13 protein-coding genes are annotated in these 21154 nt (G+C 66.6%); 6 read left to right on the forward strand and 7 right to left on the reverse strand.

What is annotated here, in order from left to right; genetic code table 11:
• Positions 1 to 4 precede the first annotated feature (4 nt).
• Entirely contained in the window at positions 5 to 1075 is a 1071-nt protein-coding gene (locus tag QSK26_RS18840; RefSeq protein ID WP_285776469.1) for an ImmA/IrrE family metallo-endopeptidase, read from the reverse strand.
• 92 nt (positions 1076 to 1167) lie between these two features.
• Here QSK26_RS18840 and drmD point away from each other — a divergent pair, with 92 nt between their 5' ends.
• Genes drmD through QSK26_RS18870 form a run of 6 tightly spaced genes read left to right on the forward strand, consistent with a single transcriptional unit; the run spans position 1168 to position 15721 of the window.
• Positions 1168 to 4338 (forward strand): DISARM system SNF2-like helicase DrmD, encoded by a 3171-nt coding sequence (gene drmD, locus QSK26_RS18845; protein ID WP_285776470.1) that lies wholly within the window; start codon positions 1168 to 1170, stop codon positions 4336 to 4338.
• The gene (locus tag QSK26_RS18850; RefSeq protein WP_285776471.1) at positions 4335 to 8375 is read left to right on the forward strand and encodes an Eco57I restriction-modification methylase domain-containing protein; all 4041 of its coding nucleotides are present in this window, start codon (positions 4335 to 4337) and stop codon (positions 8373 to 8375) included. The genes drmD and QSK26_RS18850 overlap by 4 nt, the downstream gene beginning before the upstream one ends.
• Complete coding sequence (gene drmA / locus QSK26_RS18855) at positions 8372 to 12118, forward strand: DISARM system helicase DrmA (RefSeq protein ID WP_285776472.1); 3747 nt, start codon at positions 8372 to 8374, stop codon at positions 12116 to 12118. Before QSK26_RS18850 ends, drmA begins: the two co-directional genes overlap by 4 nt.
• Entirely contained in the window at positions 12118 to 14154 is a 2037-nt protein-coding gene (gene drmB / locus QSK26_RS18860) for an MrfA Zn-binding domain-containing protein (protein WP_285776473.1), read from the forward strand. Before drmA ends, drmB begins: the two co-directional genes overlap by 1 nt.
• Positions 14129 to 14848, forward strand: a complete 720-nt coding sequence (drmC, locus tag QSK26_RS18865) for a DISARM system phospholipase D-like protein DrmC (RefSeq protein WP_285776474.1) — start codon at positions 14129 to 14131, stop codon at positions 14846 to 14848. Before drmB ends, drmC begins: the two co-directional genes overlap by 26 nt.
• 39 nt (positions 14849 to 14887) lie before the next feature.
• Positions 14888 to 15721 (forward strand): site-specific integrase, encoded by an 834-nt coding sequence (locus QSK26_RS18870; RefSeq protein ID WP_285776475.1) that lies wholly within the window; start codon positions 14888 to 14890, stop codon positions 15719 to 15721.
• A gap of 555 nt (positions 15722 to 16276) precedes the next feature.
• Here the strand turns inward: QSK26_RS18870 and QSK26_RS18875 are convergent.
• From QSK26_RS18875 to QSK26_RS18900, 6 genes are all read right to left on the reverse strand, one after another.
• Positions 16277 to 16456: a hypothetical protein gene (locus QSK26_RS18875; RefSeq protein ID WP_285776476.1), complete on the reverse strand. Its 180-nt coding sequence runs from the start codon at positions 16454 to 16456 to the stop codon at positions 16277 to 16279.
• A gap of 384 nt (positions 16457 to 16840) precedes the next feature.
• Positions 16841 to 17509: a hypothetical protein gene (locus QSK26_RS18880; RefSeq protein ID WP_285776477.1), complete on the reverse strand. Its 669-nt coding sequence runs from the start codon at positions 17507 to 17509 to the stop codon at positions 16841 to 16843.
• On the reverse strand, positions 17491 to 18006 hold the full coding sequence (locus QSK26_RS18885; protein WP_285776478.1) for a hypothetical protein: 516 nt from the start codon (positions 18004 to 18006) through the stop codon (positions 17491 to 17493). Before QSK26_RS18885 ends, QSK26_RS18880 begins: the two co-directional genes overlap by 19 nt.
• Entirely contained in the window at positions 17991 to 19007 is a 1017-nt protein-coding gene (locus QSK26_RS18890) for a nucleotidyltransferase domain-containing protein (protein WP_285776479.1), read from the reverse strand. The genes QSK26_RS18885 and QSK26_RS18890 overlap by 16 nt, the downstream gene beginning before the upstream one ends.
• Before the next feature lie 153 nt (positions 19008 to 19160).
• A complete protein-coding gene (locus QSK26_RS18895) occupies positions 19161 to 20207 on the reverse strand; it encodes an ImmA/IrrE family metallo-endopeptidase (protein ID WP_285776480.1) in 1047 nt (348 codons plus the stop codon).
• Positions 20208 to 21125 (reverse strand): hypothetical protein, encoded by a 918-nt coding sequence (locus QSK26_RS18900; protein ID WP_285776481.1) that lies wholly within the window; start codon positions 21123 to 21125, stop codon positions 20208 to 20210.
• Positions 21126 to 21154: the final 29 nt, after the last annotated feature.

Genomic DNA, 21154 nt, shown 5'->3' on the forward strand with positions numbered 1-21154 from the left:
TCGCTCAGTATCCGGGTTCCAGGCGGCGTTCAAGCTCACCGACATCCTCATCAAGGAGGCTGGCGAGGGGTTGCAAGGTGGAACGGCCGGCCTCGTAGACGGCCATCGTGTCGCGGACCAGCAAGCGCGGCGGTCTGGGCCGCTGAGCCTCGATGACCATCGCCTCGTAGGTTTCGGTCTTGCCGGTTCGCTCGGCCGCTCGGAGCGCGCTCAGTTCGCTGAACCGGTCACATCGGCCGGAGTCGATCAAGTGGAGCTCCTTGAGCCGGATGGCCAGAGCCTTCGGGCTCACCCAGAGCTCCGTGACCAGCTCCGCGAAGCCCTGATCGGTGAGCCCCGTGCTGCCCACACGCGTACGGAGGAGGTCTTCCGGCATGAGGAAGACGGCGGCGAAAGCATTTGCCCGTTGCTCGCTCTCGCTGCGCCACTGCCGCCCTTGGAGGAAGATGTTCTTGTCCAGGCTGATCTCCTGGTCGTCGCCAGCCAGAAGGTGTCCGAGCTCGTGAGCGAGAGTGAAGCGCTGCCGGCACGGGTTGGACGACGTCCCCAGGATGATGATCTTTGCGTCGTCTGCGGAGGCCGCCATGCCGTCGAAGTCGCCGCCGAGGTCGACCAAGGCGATGTCCACGCTGAAGCTCTCCTCGACAGCGGCGACGAGATCAGGGTCAGCTACGAGGACCTGTCGAGCGCGCTGCGCCGCCGCCCGTCCCCATTGACGCCATCCGCTGAGGTCGACGGGCATGTCGAGCCGTCGCCACCGTAGGCCGTAGCCGATCTCCGCGATGCTCTGGCGATGAGCGGTGTAACGGAGCGCAGCGGTCAGCGCGGTTCTGGCATCCCCGCGCTCGGCACGCGCCGAGCTATCGAGTCTGGGCCGAACTCCGGTAATGAGGTAGTCAAGGTTCTCCTCCCTAGCATCCGCGATCTTGGCGAGGTCCAGGGAGGAAAAGGGCCGTTGCCCGGACAGAGCCGCCGCCAGAGCGGCACTATCGAGGTCCGCCTGCGCGGCGAAGGCTTCCTCGCTCAGTTGGGAGGCGCTGATGAGCTCCCTGACGCGGTCGGCGATGTTGGACACGGGAAAAGCCTCTCCCGCGCACTGTCGTTGACGCAAGAGATCCGCTTATATGGCTGTGCCAGGGGAGTCAGGGAGATCAAAGGATGACGTCGATGACCGACATGCCGACCGTGCCAGAGCCCGGCCAGGTGGTCAACGTGCGCGGCTCGGCGTGGGCGGTTGCCTACGTGCGGGCTCAGGGCCTGTCGCGCAGTCCCGCGGACGAAAGTGTGCCGGGGCTGACGCATGTCGTCGAGCTGCAATCGCTGGAAGAAGACCGGCTCGGACAAGAGCTCGCCGTGGTCTGGGAGCTTGAGGTCGGCCACACCGTGGCGCCTGACCAGGGGCTGCCGGAGACGGTCAACCCGGACGACTTCGACGATCCCGACACGCTGGCCGCCTTCGTTGACGCGGTCCGCTGGGGCGCCGTCACCTCCGCCGACGCCAACTCCTACCAGGCCCCCTTTCGCAGCGGTGCGAACGTTGAGGCGTACCAGATGGAGCCGCTGGACCGCGCGCTTCGATCGTCGCGTACCAACCTGCTGCTTGCCGATGACGTCGGCCTGGGCAAGACGATCGAAGCCGGGCTCGTGGTCGAGGAACTGCTCCTGCGCCACCGGGCCCGATCGGTCGTGATCGTCTGCCCGCCGAGCCTCATGCTCAAATGGCAGGACGAGATGCGAGAGAAGTTCGGCCTGGAGTTCACCATCGTCGACAGCGCGCTCCTGGCAAAGGTTCGCCGCACCCACGGCTTGGCTGCCAATCCGTTCCGTCTCTACCCGAGGGTGATCGTGTCGATGGCATGGTTGCCGTCGTTGCGCGCGCAGCGGCTGCTGCGCGATGTGTACGGCGAGACCGGACAGCCAGGCAGCGCCCGCCGTTTCGCCTTCGACGTGCTCGTGGTCGACGAGGCTCACCACGTCGCGCCGCCCAGTCCCACTATCGCCAGCGGCGGGCGTGGGTACGCGGTCGATAGCCAGCGCACCCGCGCTGTCCGGGCGCTTGCCGAGAGGTGCGAGCACCGGCTCTTCTTATCGGCGACGCCGCACAACGGCTACACCGAGTCATTCACCGCGTTGCTGGAGATGATTGACGACCGCCGGTTCAGCCGAGGCGCGATCATCGACACACAGGCGCTGCGTCAGGTGACGGTGCGTCGGCTCAAGACGCAGCTGACGGACAAGGACTTCGTGCCGCGCGAGTTCAGGAAGCTCCTCTTCACGGCGGGGCCGGAGGAGCAGCGGCAGTTCGAGATTCTTGGGCGAATCATCCGCGATACCGCCAGGGCCACCAGACAGTCGGGGTCGGGCGACATCGTGGGCATGCTCCTGAAGAAGCGCTTCCTGTCCAGCCCGTACGCCTTCGCGCGCACCCTGGAGCAGTACACTCAGGCGTCGACAGCGGGCGCCCAGCAGGTTGAGGACGAGGACGCCTACATCCAGGAGACCCTGGGCAGCGGCCAGTCCGATGAGGAGGAGGGTGAGGCCGACCACCCGGAATTCACCGCGCTGCGTCGGTCCAAGAAGGACCACCCGTTGATCGCCAATCCCGGCGAGATTGACGATTTGATCACATGGGGCCTGGGATACGAGCACCGCCCCGACTCCCGGCTCCAGGCGCTCATCGACTTCCTGGACGCAACTTGCCGACCCGACGGTACCCGCTGGTCCAACGAGCGGGTGGTCGTCTTCACCGAATACGCCCAGACGCTCGCCTGGATCCAGGGAGTACTGGAGCAGCGCGGCTACGCGGGCGGACGCCTGTCGGTGATCCGCGGCTCGACTCCGAAGGAGGATCGGGAGACGATCCGCGCCCGCTTCAATGCGGAGCCAGCGGCCGAGAAGGTACGGGTCTTGCTTGCCACCGACTCGGCGGGCGAAGGCATCGACCTGCAGACCTACTGTCACCGGCTGGTCAACTTCGACATTCCATTCAACCCCTCGCGGCTCGAGCAGCGGATTGGCCGGATCGACCGCTACGGCCAGACCAGGACTCCGCTGATCTATCAGCTCGCCCCGAGTGCAGACTCCAGCACCTACGCGGCCGATTTCGACTTCATGCGGCGGATCGCCATGAAGGTGGGCCGCGCCGCCGAAGACCTCGGCTCGATGAACAACGTCATCGACGCCGACATCCAAGAACGCTTCAGCCCGACCGGCCGCAGGCCGCGCCGCAAGGCCCTCGATGAGGGCAGTGCCATCATCAGGGAGGTGCTAGCTGGTGGCGTCGAGCTCAACCGCCGGCTCACAGAACTGTCGCGGACGTACGGCGAGCGCAAGAAGGAGATGCACCTCACGCCTGCCAACATGCGACGGGTGGTGGACACCGCGCTCGACCTTAGCCATCAGCCGCCACTCAAGCGGATCGCCGACCCCAGAGCCGACGCGAGCCTGCTGGACGAGCGGCCCGATGCTGAGATCTTCGAGGTGCCCGACGCGCTGGCTCCCGGCTGGCAGCAGGCCGTGCGTGGCCTGGATACTCGCCTTGATCCCGGCGTTCTGCGGCCGATCACGTTCGATGAGGAGGCGGCCAGGGGGCGCAGCGACCTCGTGCACATCCATCTCGGTCATGCGCTGATGCAGCGCGCCGCCCGTACCCTGCGATCGTCCCTGTTCAGCGCCGATGCCCCGGTGCGCCGGGTGACCGCAATCGTCATTGATGATCTGCCGCAGTCGTGTGTGCTGGCAGTCTCCCGGCTCGTTCTGGTCGGTAGGGGCGGGTTGCGGTTGCATGAGGAGGTCTTCTTGACCGGGGCGCGGCTGCGTGGCCAGGCGATGGCAGAGGAGAAGGTGGAACATCTGCTGGACGAGGCTCTCGACCGCGGCGGGCTCGCCCTTGCCCCTGATCCAGCGCGGCGCTGGCTGACGGAGCAGTGGAACGTGCCCGGCTCCGCCTTGCGCGCCAAGTTGCTGCACTCGATGGAGCGTAGGGCGGAGCGAAGGCAGGCAGAGGTCACCGCGTCGCTGTCGACCCGCCGCGAGGCCGACGTCGCCCGCGCCAAGGAGATTTTCGCAGCGTTCCGCCGCAACCTGCACGAGTCCAGGGACAGGCTCGCCGATGAGATCCGCGAGCAGGAGGAGAGCATGCTCTACGTCGACGACCAGCAGGCTCAACGCCGCCGGGACCTACGCACGATGGAGGATCGGCTCGATAGCCTGGGCGAGGAGGAGGCGCGGGAGATCGCCGCGATCGAGGAGCGGTACGCCGATATCCGTCCGCACGTCGCCGCCGCCGCAGTCGTCTTCGTCCTCACTCCGGCCGACGCAGACGGAGAGCTCGCATGAACCCGTCCAACTCGAACTGGCTGCACCGGTCCTGGCTCACTCTGGTCGACACCGAAGGGCCGTTCCTCGCCATTCCGCCGCTGCGCCGCGTTTGGCCACAGGGCATGCCCCCCGCCTCTTGGACCGTACTCGATACGCTGCGGGACGCCAGGCCCGGCTTCGAGCAGGCGTGGGAGAAGCAGGACAGCAGGCCGGATGATGAGGCCGCGCTCGCGCTTTACCGCGACGCGCGCGACTTCTGGGTGGAGACCGTTCTGCGCGACGTCCTGCGCTGGAAGGACAATTACCGGCCAGGCGCGCACGGCGTCGAGGTCCGCTCGCCCGACCACCGCGTCACCGTCCGGCCCACCGGCGCGTTCGTCCGCGGCGGCGAGAGCTTCGCGCTCGTGCTGGTGACAGACCCGGTTCAGACGCTACGCGAATCGCTGGACGACGGCTGGGCAACCAGCCCGATCGACCGGATGGAAGAGCTGCTCCGCAAGGTCGGCGTGGGTATCGGGGTCGTCACCGACGGCCGCTGGTGGGCACTCGTCTCCGCGCCCAACGCAGGCCTGGCCGCTTCCGGCATGATCGACGCGCAGACGTGGATCGAGGAACCGCAAGTCCGCGACGCTTTCTTCGAACTGCTCTCGCCCATCCGGTTAGCGGGCGGCAAGGCGGCCGACAGGCTGCCGGCCCTGTTCACCGAGTCGGTGACGGCCGCCGAGGCGATCACCGAGGCGCTCGGCACCCAGGTGCGCCGCGCCGTCGAACTCCTCGTCCAGGCCTTCTCTGAGTCCGCCATCGACGCCCGCAGACGCGGTCGCCTCGACCCTTTGCCCGACGATCCAGCCAAGGTCTACGAGGCCGCCGTCACCATCATGATGCGCGTCGTCTTCCTGCTCTTCGCCGAGGAACGGGGGTTGCTCCCGGACGGCCGTGTCTTCACCGAGGGGTACGGCATCGCTGACCGGCTCGACGAGCTGGACGCCCGGCTGCGGGACGAGGGCGCAGAGGCGCTGGACGCGACCTCGCTCACCTGGCATCGGCTGCTGGCCACCTCCCAGACCCTCTACCAGGGCGCGACCTTCGAGGACCTGCGCCTGCCCGCCTATGGCGGCTCGCTGTTCGACCCGGCCCGCTTCCCCTTTCTGCTGGCTCGCACTGAGCAGCACACCCTCGCCATCACGGTCAGCGACCGGGTCATGGTGGAAGTCCTCCGCGCCGTCCAGGTCGCGCAGATCAGAGGCGAGGGAGGGCGCCGGATCTCCTTTCGCGACATCGACGTGGAGCAGATCGGCTACATCTACGAGGGGCTCCTGGGCTACTCCGCCGCTGCCGTAGACGAGGTCACTGTCGGCCTCATCGGCTCCGGCAGGATCGACCCGGCCACCGGGCACATCCTGCACACCGGAGAGGAACCCGAGGTCCCCCTGACGGTCCTCGAACGGCTCGCGCTTGCCCGGACTGACGCGAAATCCTTCGCCAAGGCCCTTGTCGCCTGGGCCAGAGAGGACCAGCCCGCTGCCAAGCCGCCGAGCGAGGCCATCCTGATCAAGGCCCGCGCCGCCGTCCCCGAGGATGCCGAGCGTGCCCTGCGCGCCGTCACCAACGACGAAGAGTTGCGCGAACGGCTCCGCCCCTTCCTCGGGCTGATCCGACGCGACCTGCGCGGCCGGCCGAACGTAGTGCAGCCAGGCGGTGTGCTCGTGATTGAGACGCCGTCGCGGGCGAGCGCGGGCGCTCACTACACGCCGCGTTCCCTGGCCGAGCAGGTCGTACGGCACGCGCTGGAACCGCTCGTCTACGAGCCGGGACCGCACACCGAACCCGACTCCGGCAAGTGGCGTCTCATCTCGCCCGAGCGGATCCTCGATCTCAAGGTCGCCGACATCGCCTGTGGTTCGGGCGCCTTCCTCGTCGCCGCAGCCCGCTACCTCGCCGAACGGCTCATGGAAGCTTGGCGTCAGGCGGACGTCGCCACCGGCACACCGCACGAGCTGCGCGTCCACGCCTTGCGCACGGTCGTCGCGACCTGCCTGTACGGCGCGGACATCAACGCGATGGCCGTGGAGATGTGCAAGTTGTCGCTGTGGCTGGTCTCCTTGGACCCCAAACTTCCGTTCTCCTTCGTCGATGACAAGGTCCTGCTCGGCAACTCGCTGCTGGGAGTCACCGACGCGCGGCAGCTGAAGGCCCGCAACATCGACCCCTCGGCGGAGCCCCCGGCGACCCTGTTCGAGATCGACGTTGACGAGATCCTGGCTAAGGCAGCGCGGCTGCGGCAGCAGCTCGCCACCGAGGTCGACGACCGCGATCCGCAACGCTCCGCCGCCGCCAAAAACCGCCAGTTGAGCAACTACAAGGAGCTCGTCGCCCAGCTCACCGACATAGCCGACGGCATCATCGCCGCCGGGCTCCGAATCGGCGGGAAACCCGGAAAGCAGCTCCGCGAGGCGTACGAGAACCTGCGCCTCGCTCTCGAACTCGCCCATCCCGGCCCCGACGAAGAACCGGACCGGACCAGGCTGGAGTCGATCCTCGCTGCTGGGCTTACCCCGACCGTCTCCACCGACTATGAGCGCTGGAAGCCGCTGCATTGGAGCATTGCGGTCCCGGACGTCATGACCCGCGGTGGCTTCGACGCCATCATCGGCAATCCGCCGTTCCTGGGAGGACAGAAGCTCACCGGAAGCATGGGGACCAACGTCCGCGACTGGTTCGTCAACGTGCTCGCCGGTGGGACCAAAGGCAGCGCCGATCTGGTTGCCTACTTCTTCCTCCGCGCCATGATGCTACTGACGGCCAAAGGCAATCTCGGCCTCATCGCCACGAATACCCTGGCGCAAGGGGGCACCCGACAGGTCGGTCTCGATCGGATGGTGGATGAGGGGTTCACCATCACGCGGTCGATCCAGAGCCGCAGTTGGCCGGTGTTCACGGCCAACCTGGAGTACGCCGCGGTGTGGGGGACGAAGGAGTACATCCCGGATACGCTGCCTCGGGTTGCCGATGACATCGAGGTTAGGCGGATCTCGACGCTGCTGGAACCGGCCGGACGGATTGACGGCACACCGGCCCGGCTGGTGGAGAACGTCGGGATCTCCTTTCAAGGCTGCATCGTCCTAGGCATGGGTTTCGTGCTGGAGCCCGACGAGGCGGCCGCCTGGATCGAGGCTGATCCGGCGAACGCCGAGGTGCTTTTCCCCTATCTCGGGGGTGAGGACCTTAACTCGCGCCCAGACGCCTCGGCTCCCCGCTGGGTCATCGACTTCAACGACCGCTGTGAGATCTGTGCTCGCCGCTACAGCCTGCCGTTTGAGCGTGTGCTCGCACAGGTGAAGCCGGAGCGGGCAAGGAAGCCGAAGGCCGTCAGCGGTGCTCCCTGGTGGTTATTTTTGCGTTCGCGCCCGGCGATGCGGAAGGCCATCGGCGGCCTCGATGAGGTGTTGGTTATCGCACGCGTCAGTAAGACAGTGATGCCAATGCGAGTGCCCAACGGCCAGGTCTTTCACGAAAAGCTAGTGGTATTCGCGACGAATTCGTTCGTCGATCAAGCTGTGCTTTCATCGAGCGCGCACCAGATGTGGGCGATCATGTACGGAACTACCATGCGTGTCGACCCGACGTACACGCCATCAAGAGTCTTCGAGACATTCCCTCGGCCAGAGCCGAATGAGCGACTGGAGGAAGTGGGTCGGGCACTGGACAACGAGCGGCGGGAGATCATGTTGCGGCGCCAGTTCGGGCTCACCAAGCTCTACAACCTGGTCAACGATCAGGAGGTTTCCGATGCAAGTGACCCCGACGTGGCGCGGATGCGGGAGATTCACGTCGAGCTGGACCGGGCCGTCATGGACGAGTACGGGTGGGGTGAGCTGCCGCTCGATCATGGCTTCCATACCTACCGGCAGATGATCCGCTGGACCGTGTCTCCAGAGGCTCGGGTGGAGATCCTCGATAGGCTGCTGGAGGAGAACCTGCGCCGCGCCGCCCTGCAGGGTGCGGTCCCGATCCCCGCTGATGAGGATGAGACGGACGAGGGAGACGACGCGTGACCACCCCGGGAACGCCAAATGGCCAAGCCGCCGACGGCTCTGGTGCTCCCTCCAGGCCGGAGCGCAGGCCGTACCAGCTTAAACACGAACCTGACGGAACCTCCTGGACAGACAGGGCCAACCTCGCCGACATTCTGAAGCGGGAGCTTCTGGGCCCGACCAACGGTCCGCACGAGATCCTCGATGCCCCGCCCGACGTCGCTTACCTGGTGGGACGGATTGCGCCGGTCCGGCTCGCACCCAAGGCGAGCTCTTCGCAGGCGCAGGGTCCGTTGGATGCGGACACCGGCGAGCAGCTCACCGACGTGGGCGACGCGGAGGATGCTCACGCCGACCGGGGCGTGCCGCTCACCGCGGTCGACGACACCACAGCCACCGCGGATGAGGACACCGGCGTCGAGGACGACCCGCAGCGCCGGGGACTAGTGATCCCTGCATCCATGGGGCTGCGCTGCCAGATCCCGGCCGAGCTCGAGGCGTTCACGGTCGTCGCTTCGTGGGGCGTCTACGAAACGCTGAAAGAGGAGGCCAAGGACGCGCGATTGCATCGCCGCTACCAGCGCACTCCTGTCGAGATCACACAAAAGATCAAGGTAGCCGATCTACGGCATGGCCAGACGGAGACGTATTCGCTCAAGGACAAAGTGGTGCTCAGGGTCGACCGGTTCGACGACACCGCGCGCGACCGGGTGATCATCGAGATCGCGCTCTGCAACGACAGCGAAGCGGAAACACGGATCCCCGTCAACGCCTGGCTCTACCAGACGAAAATCGAGGTGCATGCGGACGGCGCCGAGGTCTTCCTGCCAGTTAACGACGTGCTGGAGGCGGATGCGTGGTTGGAGCGCAACGACGAGCTGCGCCGCCTGCAGTTGCAGTACCGCGACCGGCTGGAATTCGCGCACGGCCGTACCTGCTCGGCTGACTGGGAGGTGTCCGTAGGCGGGCGGCGGGCAAGCCGTGTGTGGACGACGTGGCTGCCGATGAGCGAGACGCCACCAGTCGATGCGGAGCTGATCGAGGGCGCGCTGCTCGACATGCGCAAGCTCGCACAGGCGAGTCCGGAGGAACTCCGGGAGGGGCTCAGCCCGATCGTGGACAGATACGCGGCCTGGCTCGATGAGCAGGATGGCCGAGTTCAGGCTCTCCCCGCGCATCTGCTCCTGGTAGGGCAGGAGGCGGTGGACGAGGCCCGTTTCGTCCACCGACAGCTCACCGAGGGGTTGAAGCTCCTCGTGGGCGACCCGGAGGTACAGCGTTGCTTCGCGTTCATGAACGACGTGATGGCCGATCAGCGGGTCCGCACCCAGGTTGCGGCCAGACGCGGGGCGAATGAGAACCTCACTGTTGACGAGGCGCACGAGCAGGTACTGAACGGGAAGTTCCCGCACTCGTGGCGCATGTTCCAAATCGCATTCATTCTTATGCAGTTGCCCGCGCTCACCGATCCGGCGCACACGAGGCGCGGCGGTGACGGCTCTGTGGCCAAGGCGGAGCTGTTGTTCTTTCCCACCGGTGGCGGCAAGACCGAGGCCTACCTGGGCCTGGCCGCGTACGCGTTCGCGATCCGCCGACGCCAGGGCCTGGTCGCGACGTTAGATGGCGGCGCAGGAGTGACCGTACTGATGCGGTACACGCTGCGGCTGCTGACCTCCCAACAGTTCCAGCGGGCGGCAGCGCTGGTGTGTGCGGCCGAGCTCACCCGCCGGGCCGACCCAGCGACGTGGGGTCAGGAGCCGTTCCGCATCGGCCTGTGGGTGGGGACGGACGTCACCCCCAAGCGGGTCTCGGAGGCGCGCAACGAGATCGAGAAGGCCGCCAAGGGCCGCAGGCGGCTCACCGTGCTGCAGACACAGCGCTGTCCGTGGTGCGGCACCAAGATTGGAGTCGGCAACGTCAAGGCGCCCAACGACGACAGGCGCCGAGTCTTCGTTTACTGCGGTGATGAGTTCGCCGAATGTCCGTTCGCAGAGGGCGGCGAGGTGGAGGAGGGACTACCGGTCCTCACCACCGACGAGGAGATCTACCGGCTGGCGCCGGCGTTCCTCATCGCCACGGTCGACAAGTTCGCCCGGCTCGCCCGTGAGGGTGAGGCGGCATCGCTATTCGGCTACGTCTCGCAGCGGTGTGATCGGCACGGCTTCGTCCACCCTGACTACCCCGGGTGCACCATCCAGGATGGCAGCAAGCACCCGGCTAAGCAGGGCCTGCCCGCGGCGGGCAAGCGGCACGTGCCACGGCTCCGGCCCCCAGATCTGATCATCCAGGACGAGCTGCACCTCATCACCGGCTCACTCGGCACAACAGTCGGGCTCTTCGAGACCGCCATCGACGTCATGGCTAGTTGGCGGACAGCCGACGGTCGCCGTGTCCGGCCACTGATCGTCGCTTCTACCGCTACTGCGCGCAATGCCGCCGACCAGGTCCGCGCCCTGTACGGGCGCGACATGTCCATATTCCCGCCTCGAGTGCTGGATGCCGGATCGACGTTTTTCTCCAAGGAAGCCGACGTCACCAGGGACAAGCCGGGGCGTCTGTATGTGGGGCTGAGCACGACAGGCGTACGGCTCACCACCGCTGAGATTCGAGTCGCTGAAGTCCTCATGGCTGCAGGTCAGCTGCTGTTGGATCGGTCAGGCAGGACCGCGGATCCATACATGACGCTAGTCAGCTACTTCAGCGCCACGCGCGAGCTGGCGGGCATGACGCGGTACCTCGGCGACGACGTGCAAACCGCCCTGTCCAAGGGACGGCCCTGGTCGGCACTGCCGCGTAGGACCGGCACCGACTTCGGAAGGTTGCATATCGCCGAACTCACCGCCCGGGTCTCCAGTTCCGACATCACCGGCACGCTGGATCAGATGGGCGTCGAGTTCGACCCGGCTTACGACTCGTCCCAGGGGCGGGCCGACCGTGCCAAGCGTCGCGAGGCTGGCGAGAGTCTGCCTCAGCGTGCGCTCCTGCCGTTCGACGCTGTGAACGCGACGTCAATGCTGCAGGTCGGCGTGGACGTTGGACGGCTTGGGCTGATGCTCGTGGTCGGCCAGCCGAAGAATACTGCGGAATACATCCAAGCTTCTTCCCGAGTAGGCCGGAGCGAAGGCAAACCAGGGCTCGTCCTCGCGCTCAGCAACTGGGCGCGGCCCAGGGATCTGGCGCATTTCGAGCAGTTCCGCCACTATCACGAGACGTTCTACGCGCAGGTCGAGGCCTTGTCAGTGACACCCTTCTCGATCACCTCTATTGAACGCGGTCTCGACGGCGTGCTGGTCAGCGCCGCTCGGGTACTTCATGCGCCAGTACGCGACGGGCTCTCATCAGAAGAAGGCGCCGACCGGATCAAGCAGTTCGATCAATTTGCCGAAGAACTCGTCGACGCGCTCGCCGAACGATGCGCCTGGGCGGCGCAGGCCACCGCGGACGCCACCGCAGCGGAGACGGTCCGGCGTCGGCTGGGATACCGGCTGGACCAGTGGCGTGCCCGCCGCTCATCGGTGGTGTCCAACCGCAAGGTACTGGTCTACGAGAAAGTCTCCGACCACGGGCAGTACGCGCCACTCATGATTGGCGCGGAGAACGCCAAGGCGCTTGCCAACAGCCGAGATGCGGCCCCCTTCGTCGTGGCCAACTCCATGCGCGAGGTCCAGCCGGAGATCAACCTGCTGGTCAGCCCGATCGAAGAGAATCTGAGACACCATGAGCCGCCTGGGACACCGCAGTGGCAGCTCCCGGAGATGATCTGATGCACGACGATCGATTCATCCATGATCCCGCCCAGGCGCTCGATCCGCTCGGCGAGGTGGAGCGGCTCAACGATGAGGGCATCAAGAAGAACAGGGCAAAGGTGGGATCGGCGCGCCCGTCCTCGCTGCTCTACACCTACGGCCCAGGCTCGATCATGGACCTGCCGAACTTCACCGTGATGCCAGCTGGCCTGGACGACTGGGAGCGCATCTGGGCACGCCGCGATGGCGTACCCGAGATCAAGGCGCCCCGGCTGCGCGAAGTCGTCCGGATGATGCTCGGCGCGACAGACGTGCAGCTCCGCCCGCATCCTTGGCAACCCAAGCGATCGAACCGCTCGGCCGAGGGAGACGACCTCGGGGTTCCATCGCGGATCTTCCCTCAGTGGATGCGCTGTACCGGCTGCGACATGCTCGGTGGGCTCGCCCAGTTCGAATACACCAACACCCACCCGTTCCGACCCGACTTGGCGATCTTCGAGCATGTCGGCTGCCCAGGGCGCAGAGGCGAGAAACGGCAGAAGCAGACCGGCGGCAAGAAGAGTAGGCGGCCGGCCGTACCCGCTCGTTACCTGCTCGTTTGCGAGCAGGGGCACCTCGACGAGTTCCCCTACGACCATTGGGTGCATCACTGGCAGGCATGCCCGGAAGCCGAACGGCCGGTACTTAAGATGACCGACCGGACGGCCGGCAAGGGTGCCTCTGCCACGATCCAATGCGCCGCCTGCCAGGCTCGCCGTCCCATGAACGAGGCCCAGAACGATCGGCGTAAACTTCCCGGTTGCCGGGGGCGCCACCCCCATCTGGATGCGTTCGAGGACAACGAGTGCGGCCTGGAGACGCGGTTGATGCTGGTGGGCGCCTCCAACCTCTGGTTCCCTGCCACTCAGTCGATCATCGTGATGCCGGAGACGAAGGACGAGCAGGCTACGAGCCGAGCCGACGACGTCAGGACCGCACTCGGAGAAGATCTCGCTGACGCCGCCACATGGCCCAAATCGGCGCTTCGCCGCCTGCTGGGGAGTCAGGGTATCGACCTGTCCGGCGCCTCCGATGACGAATTGGACGCCCTGCTCGTGGCCGCCGCGCAGCCCGTTGTTACGGTTGAGGAGCAGGCCGAACGGCTGCGTGACTGGGATCCGGTTGACCTGCTCGTTCCGGAGTGGATTTATCTCCAAAAAGATCCGCTTGGCCCAGGGCATCGCGACGAGGCAAGCGGCTTGGTGCTCTCCTGGCGCGACCGGGACGCCCACCTGCCCAAGAAGATCACCCGAGTTCTCGCCGTCGAGAAGCTCAGGAAGGTCAACGCCCTCGTGGGCTTCACTCGCGTGGACGACATGGACCGCGCGGGCGACCTGCCGTCGCGGCTCGTTCCCCTCACCCGCAAGCGCCCCAAATGGACCGTCGCCACCGAAGATCGCGGCGAGGGCATCTTCCTCCAGCTCGACGAGGCGGCCGTCGCTGACTGGGAGGGCCACGTCCTGAAGTCATGCCTGTGGGCGGCGCACCGCGACGCGAACCGGCGCAACTTCTGGCGGCGGTTCTCAGAGACGGCGAAGAGCGTCGAACCGGATTCGCGCCTCAAGCCGCCGCGCTACTGGCTGGTGCACACCCTCGCGCACGTCATCATCCGCGAGGCGGCAATGACCTGCGGGTACGGCGCGGCCAGCCTGAGCGAGCGGCTCTATGCCTGGCCAGCGGCCGAGGGCCGGCCGCCATCGGCCGGTCTGCTTATCTGCACGACGGCGTCCGACAGCGACGGCACGCTCGGCGGCCTCGTCCAGCTCAGCCAGCCTGAACGGCTCGCCGAGCTCGTCAACGGCGCGCTCTACCGGGCCGAGCGCTGCTCCTCGGACCCGATCTGCGCCAACCGCACACCTCGCGACAACGAAGATTTCCTACACGGTGCGGCCTGCCATTGCTGCGCGATGGCGTCGGAAACTTCGTGCGAGCGAGCCAACCGGTTCCTCGACAGGCGTTTTCTCGTCGACCTGTCCTGTGGTGAGGGCCTTGGTTTCTTCGATCATGTCAGCTGATGGAGGCGCGGCGGCAGAGCTGGGCCGTCTGCTTTCGGGGCGCCAGGCACGCGAGCTCGCCGACCGGCTGGTCCACGGTGAGACAATCACCATGGCCCTGCGCGCGGTCCCACCCGGACTGCGCTTGTCTATCCGCCCTCTTCTGGAGCAGCTTGCCGGTGGCGTCGTGCCGATCCTGCGGGCCATCGAGGGCTCGCGGTCGCTCTCGACAGCGCTCGATCCGCTGTGGACCATGCCCGGCACCCTCGCCCAGGCGGGGCGGCTCACCAGTTCCATCTCCCACCTTGTCGAAGGCGCTCGCCAAGCCGTCACCTGCTCGACCTTCAATTTTCAGCGCAGCTCAGCCTTATGGGACGCCCTGGCCGCGGCGGCGCGACGTCCCGAGATTGAGCTGCGTGTCTACATCGACAACCGGGCCGCACGGTCGCCGTCGGCCGAGGAGGTAGCTGCCCGCCTGCGTGGCGGCGTTGTTATGCGCACCCGCGAATTCGACGGCCGCTACGTGCGCAACCACGCGAAGTTCGTCATCGTCGACCACCGTTTCCTCATAACGACCAGTGCGAACTTCTCCTGGAGCGCCGAGCGGGACAACGTCGAGTTCGGCCTCTGGATCGACGACGCGACGCTCGCCGAATCTATCGAGCGAGAACTCCTCCGTGTCGAAGATCGTCTCTTCGAACGCGTCGATGCATGAACCGACATATTTCGAGAACGAGCGGTGTGAGCGTGCCTCGTGTTCGCTTGTTTTGAACGGCTGGCGCTGGTGTGGACCGATGAGCGGGTCGTCGACTGGAACCGCGACCTGCACGACCGGCTCGATGTCGAGCAGCAGCGGCGCGGGGCCCGGCTCAGCCGCGCCAGCATGATCAACGTGTACGCGTCCGTGCCGCGACCGTCGCCGGTGATGGTCTGGACACCCTCCCACACCTACACCTTCCTCGCCCAGGCGGCCACCCACCGGCTGTCGGCTCTCTATCGGCTGATCGCCCTGCGCGGGCTACGCCGGGGCGAGGCGGTCGGGCTGCGGTGGAAGGACGTCGACCTGGCTGCCGGAACGGCCGGGGTGCACTGGCAGATCACCCAACTGGGCTGGGAACCGGTGCAGGGCAGACCGAAGACCGAAGCCAGCGACCGCACCATCGCCCTGGACGCCGACACCGTCACCGCCTTGCGCGCGCACCGCAAGCGGCAAGCCACCGAACGGCTGGCCGCGGGCGAGGTCTGGACCAACAGTGGGTTCGTCTTCACCGACGAGATCGGCCGGCCGCTGCATCCGCAGCAGGTCAGTGACCACTTCTACCAGCTGGCCTTCCAGGTGGGACTGCCGCCGGTGCGGCTGCACGATCTCCGCCATGGGGCCGCCTCGCTCATGCTGGCCGCCGGAGTCGATCTGAAGGTGGTGCAGGAGACCCTCGGTCACGTCTCCTCCACCTTCACCCGCGACACCTACACCAGCGTCTACCCGGAGGTGGCCCGCGCCGCCGCCGAATCCACCGCCGCTCTCGTCAACACCGCAGCCGCAGGTGCTCAGACGGCCCGGCTGATCACCCTGCCGACCCAAACCTGAGACACCACCACCTGAGCCACCGAACACAGGCCGGCCCGCCGATTCTTCGGCGGGCCTGCCTGTTTGCTCTCAACGGTTATGCGCAGACGGTGCAGCCGATCGATCCCTGGGCTGCGCGGTGAACGGGGCCGAGGGGATCGCTGCGAGAAGCAGCGGATCTTTTATCTGCTGGACACGAGCGGCGTGGTAGGCAAGAAGAGCCGGCTTGGACAAGGTTTGACCGCATATAAGACCAGCGCTGACCAGCGACGCCGTGCAGACTGTCTTGCTTGATCTTCTGGTGGCCGTCGCTGGGGTCTGAACTGACGGTGGCGGTTTAAATGATCTATCGCGATACACGATCCGTACACAAGAGTAACCACCGAGCAACCAGCCATGATCAACAACGGCCGTCGCCCGTGCGCGGCCCCTCCCGGGTGACTAGCTCGCCCGGGGACGGCCCCGTACGTTTTCGCTGACCGGGTATGGCGCCCCGCCAGCGATCTCGGCGTCGATGACCCGCGCCGTGTAGAACTCCGCCACGGACCGGGCGATCTCGCTCTCGCGCAGGAACCGCTACAGGGCCTCGGGTTCAGCGGCCGTCCGGGCGTGCAGCGTTTTGACGACCACCCGCTCGCCCAAGGGCGCCTCACCCAGGTAGACGATGCCCTGCCCGCCCACGCCCAGCACCCCGGTCAGCCGGTAGTCGCCGATCCACCGGGAGTCGCTGTCGGCTAGCGAGCGCGGATCAGACATGCGGCGTCCTTCTCCCGAGCTGAGCGATGATCCACTCCGACTGTACAAAAGGTATACGCCCGCATGATGGCCGCGAAAGGATCAACCTGTGGCGCAGTGGCACACGAGTTTCGCGCCGGCCGCCTGCACCGGTCTGGCAGGAGCACGACTCCGTTAGTCGCCATCGTCGCGCCGACCGAACGGGTAGCCGAAGGCAATGTGCCTATGTGTCTGACAGGATCATCTATCGCTGACCTGCGGGAAGGCGCCAACAGCCCGAGATAACGATGGTGGTCTTGGGGCTGTCCTCCTGCGTTTGGTCGGTTCGGCGACCGCGCCGTCGAGCCGCCTGTTCCACTGTTGCCGTACGCAAGATCAGTGCTGGCCGGTGGGTTGTGTGTCAGTTCATGGGTTCAACACGTTTGTACCGCTCGCGGTACGAGCAGCATCTCCCCGTGCCGGCGGTTCATGGGCGACTACGGACTTTCCCGAACTCTGTAGGCAACCTCGTTGCCGTAGACGTCGTAGCGTCCATCGTCTCCACATGAGACGGCGGTACCCGAATCGGTAGATAACCGCGATCTCCATCCGGGCGACGATCTGGTCAACGTCTTGTGAGCCGGCATCACCGAGAACCATGCCGGCGGCCGTCGTCACGGGTGGTGTTTGCCAAGCGGCTACGCATGCGGGTGAGACGCGGGCGCTGAGCTCTACGAGGCAGGAGTCGAAGACCTTACTAATGGCTTGGCTTTCGGCGGCGACCCAGGCTTTGGACTCGGCCAGTTGTTCTTGAAGACTGTGGCCGTGGTTGGCAAGTGCCGCCAGCGTGCTGGGCTCGTCATCGGTTCGTCGGCGGATTCGGTAGGGGTATTCGGCCCAGGCTACGAGGCAGCGGACCACCTGGGCGTAACGGTCACGCCGGATGGCGGCATTGGCCTTGGCGTTACCCAGGAGGGTGCCGAGCACTCCGGCGAGCACGCTTGAGCCGAGAATGGCCAGGCCGACCGAGAGTAGGGCTGACTGCTCGGTGGCCTGGCCGGGGGCTAAGTGTGTGATCAGCAGCGTCGGACCCATCGGTGTTGTTCCCTCCGCATCTGAGGCGTGCGAATACGGTGGGGCTTGGCATAGCCGTCACCGTGTGGGGCATCTTCGCACGGCCAGACGTTGGTGCGCCGCCATGCCTCCTCGAGCATTAGGTGCCGATGGATTAAGGTGATGAGCGGCTCCAGGCCGTCCTCGGGTAGCCAGCGCAGTGCAGGATCGTCTCGGTTGTACTGCAGGCACAGATCGGCGGGCTGGGTGTTGCGGTGTTTGAAGCGGCGTCTGGAGCTTGATCTCGGGTAAACGTGGATGTGATCGCCGGGCGGAATGATCACCAACCGCACGCGCTCGGTCGGATAGCCGTCGCGTGCGAGGGCAGGCAGGGGCATCAGGGTCAATTCGAGCAGGGCGGCACCTCGCCAACCGCTGCGGCCGGTGGCCTCCGCCACGCCGTACAGGTCGGCGTGGCGGAGGAGGTATTCGGCTGCCTTGGCAGGATCAATGAGTGCCTCGGTTACCGAGTACGCCATGACCTCGCCGGTCTGTTCGGCTGCGCCCCGCGCCGGGAGGAGACGGCGCGGCCGGTCGAGGTGATGCTGCCTGCCGTCAGCGCGGCCAGCGCCTGGGCGGCGGTCTGCGCAGACGGCGCCGGGAACGGGTCGCCGAAAACCGAGTGCCAGATCTCGATGGCGGCCTCGTGCTCGCCGTCAGCGGCCAGACGGAGGGCCTCCCGGCCGCGTGCCGTCGCCGTCGCGAAGGCCTTGCTGTAGGTCGTCCGGTCGGACGGCGTCCATTCCTCGGCCAGGTCGTCGACCCCGGTGGGGTCCATCACCTTGCCCATCACCGCGGTGGCCGCGTGCTCGAAGGAGGCCACCATGGCGGCCGCGTGCGCCATCTTCTTGGTGATCGCGGCGTAGCACAACGACTCGATGACCAGCCCGCACAAGCCCTGCAGTTCGGGCTTGTCGCCCTTGAACGACTTGCCCATGCGCACCTGGTGAACGAACACGCCGCCCGTCGCCTTGTTCCGGTCAACCACTACCCGGCGCAGCGTACGGGTGTTAGACCTCTCCCAGCGGTCGAGCTCACGGTCAGCGATGAACACGTCTTCGCCGCCGTTGATGTCGGCGAAGGCCGGGACCAAGTCGACGGTGAAAATGCAGTCGGGAAAGGTGATCTGCAAGGCGTGCGCGGGCTCGTCGTCAACGTCGAAGCGGGCATCCGGCCAGTGCTTCTCAATCTCACGGCGAAGCCGGGCCATCGCCGCTGCGGGCCCGCCCTTGCCCGCGCCGAACCACGCCTTACGGAATTCCTCGCTCAAGACGATGACCATGTCGACGTCCTTCAACGGCTTGAGCATGGTCTTGCGGGCGAAGCTGCCCTGCAAGAAGGTGGAGGCGGCGATACCCGCTCCCGTGAGCACCTCGGTGATCTCCTGGTGCCGCCGCATCGCCTTGTCCCGCACGGCGGGGTCGAGGTTGAGCGCGGTGTCGAAGATCCCGAAGGCCGCCGGGGTCGATGTCGGATTCATGTTCGTGTTGAGTGTCCTGTTCCGCCGACGTGGGTTGCGAGGTGAGCGTTGTCGGCGTTGGCGCGGCACCTGGGGTGGGGCCCGCACGATCGGGCCTCACGCCAGGAACAGACGACCTAATTGGCCTCTCGCCGCACACCGGTCAGAAAAATCTCAGGAGCATTCAGAACAGGATGCGGAACCCGTGGCGAACATCAAGGCGGGCAGGCGTTGGAAGCAGCGCGAGCAGGTTTGCTCGCTAACTCGGGGAGCGCACTGGCATCGCTGGCACTCGGGGCAGCGTGGGCGTCCACATGCGCGGCATGGGGCCTCGAAGGGGGTGAACTCGTGGCGGCATTCGGTGTGTTCGCAAACCCAGCCGGGGGCCACCGGCCCGGTGGCGGGTGAAGGAGGCGCGAAGTCCAGCCAGGGCGCGCGGTCGCTGACCGCCACCAGCAGGAGGTAGCCACCCATCGGTACGACTTGCGCATGCAGTTCATCGCCTTGGATACCATCGCGGTAACGCACCCGGGTACGTCCAGCGGCGCGTCCGGAGCCGGCCAAGGCCTCGCGCACGGTGCCGATGTCGCTCTGCACACTGCCGCGCGCGATCGGCGGGAGACCGATGCTGGTGGCGAAAGACACCTTGCCCTCCTCGTTGAGGAGCACGATGTGGCCCGGACTCGGGAGGCGTTGCGCTGCCCGGACACAGGCGGCGGCCCTCGAGGCGACTGACGCCTGCCAGAGATCCACGATCTGAACGGCGGTCGGGCCACGCGCCCCGATGAAGCGGTCGACCAGCGAGGGCGGCAGGAGGATGTCAGCGGCGAAGGCGTCGCACGCCGCGTCCTCCAGCGCGATTCCACCATCGGGCTGCTCCAACAGCACGCCCGCCAGCGTCGGCTGGTCCTGCTGAAGATGGTGACCGAACTCGTGCAGCACGGTGAAGGCCCGGCGACCGGCGCTGGTGGACACGGCTACGCCCAGGATGGGTGGCACCGCCTCGGCGATGTATACCCCGGCCACACTGCACCCCGCGTTACCTGGACGAGCACCGGTTTCGGCCTCGGGCACCAGCCGCACCTCAAGATCGGTGAAGGTCGACAAGGCAGCGAAGGGGTCGGCGCCGAGTCGCGCGGCCACCCCGGGGGACAACTGCTCCAGCACGCGCATCATCGCCGTCACCTGGGCGGTGATCAGCTCACGAAGCACGAGCGGCATTCAGTTCTCCAAGGTCACCTGAAAGTAGCGGTCGATGCGTTCCTCCCAGACAGGGTCCTGAGACTGGCCGGTCTGGCGCGCGGCTTGCGCGTTCACCCCGTAGGTCGCTGCGAGCCAGGCGCTGTGCTCGCTGATACCGCGTTTCCGGGCCAGCCGCATCACCTGTGCGCGGCGACGTGGCCTGCTCATCTGCACCACAAGAGCAGCAGGAGGCGAGGCGTTGGCCTCTAACACCGCCTCCTCAGTGATGCCCAGCAGAGGCGCCAGCACCCTCGCCTCCGCATCCTCCACGGCGACCTGTCCCCGCCGCAGCGCCAGCGCCCGCTGCGGCGAGACGCCCATCGCGTCGATCAACCGTTGCGGGCTGAGGGAAGCCGCAGCCATCAGCCGAGCGAGATCTCCAGACCCCGAGGGAGCCCACTTGGCTTCGACGAACTCACGCATCGCGTCCTCTAGCCTGGCCCGCACTTCATGCCGGGGATCGGCCGCGCTGACAGGGTCACTGCCGCACCGAGCGCCTCCGGCGATCGCGTCGGCCTCCCACCCCGATCGTGACACGTCCACCGCGACGGTCCCGATCTGACGGTCAAGGACGTACATGGGAACACGGTGCGTCAGATCCGTCCAGACCGTCAGCGTCACAGCGAGGGATGTTTGATCAGAGGTCAGTACGAGTGTCCGTGCGTCGGCGACGCGGTCATACAGCATGATCGGCATGGCGATGACCGAGACGTCCGCCTCCATGATCAACAGGAGTTCGACGATCTCACCCCAACGAGCCCGCCACAATTGGGCTGGAGCAGGATCACCAGGCTCGGCCTGCACCACCGCGCGGACCTCGTCGGGTATTCGAACCGCGCTGACCGCGGCCATGAGCCGGCCAAGTCCCTGCTCTCCATCTCGTCCCACCGACGACATGCTGCTCCTCCGCTCGACCTGGCGCCACT

It is taken from the genome of Microtetraspora sp. NBRC 13810 (genome assembly GCF_030268685.1).
Taxonomy (GTDB): Bacteria; Actinomycetota; Actinomycetes; order Streptosporangiales; family Streptosporangiaceae; genus BSRQ01.

What these genes read in the sequence shown, in the direction of transcription:
- drmD (WP_285776470.1), top strand. Translation starts at nt 1,168, where the DNA reads ATGACCGACATGCCGACCGTGCCAGAGCCCGGCCAGGTGGTCAACGTG.
- QSK26_RS18850 (WP_285776471.1), top strand. Translation starts at nt 4,335, where the DNA reads ATGAACCCGTCCAACTCGAACTGGCTGCACCGGTCCTGGCTCACTCTG.
- drmB (WP_285776473.1), top strand. Translation starts at nt 12,118, where the DNA reads ATGCACGACGATCGATTCATCCATGATCCCGCCCAGGCGCTCGATCCG.
- QSK26_RS18875 (WP_285776476.1), bottom strand. Translation starts at nt 16,456, where the DNA reads ATGTCTGATCCGCGCTCGCTAGCCGACAGCGACTCCCGGTGGATCGGC.
- QSK26_RS18880 (WP_285776477.1), bottom strand. Translation starts at nt 17,509, where the DNA reads ATGGGTCCGACGCTGCTGATCACACACTTAGCCCCCGGCCAGGCCACC.
- QSK26_RS18885 (WP_285776478.1), bottom strand. Translation starts at nt 18,006, where the DNA reads ATGGCGTACTCGGTAACCGAGGCACTCATTGATCCTGCCAAGGCAGCC.
- QSK26_RS18890 (WP_285776479.1), bottom strand. Translation starts at nt 19,007, where the DNA reads ATGAATCCGACATCGACCCCGGCGGCCTTCGGGATCTTCGACACCGCG.
- QSK26_RS18895 (WP_285776480.1), bottom strand. Translation starts at nt 20,207, where the DNA reads ATGCCGCTCGTGCTTCGTGAGCTGATCACCGCCCAGGTGACGGCGATG.
- QSK26_RS18900 (WP_285776481.1), bottom strand. Translation starts at nt 21,125, where the DNA reads ATGTCGTCGGTGGGACGAGATGGAGAGCAGGGACTTGGCCGGCTCATG.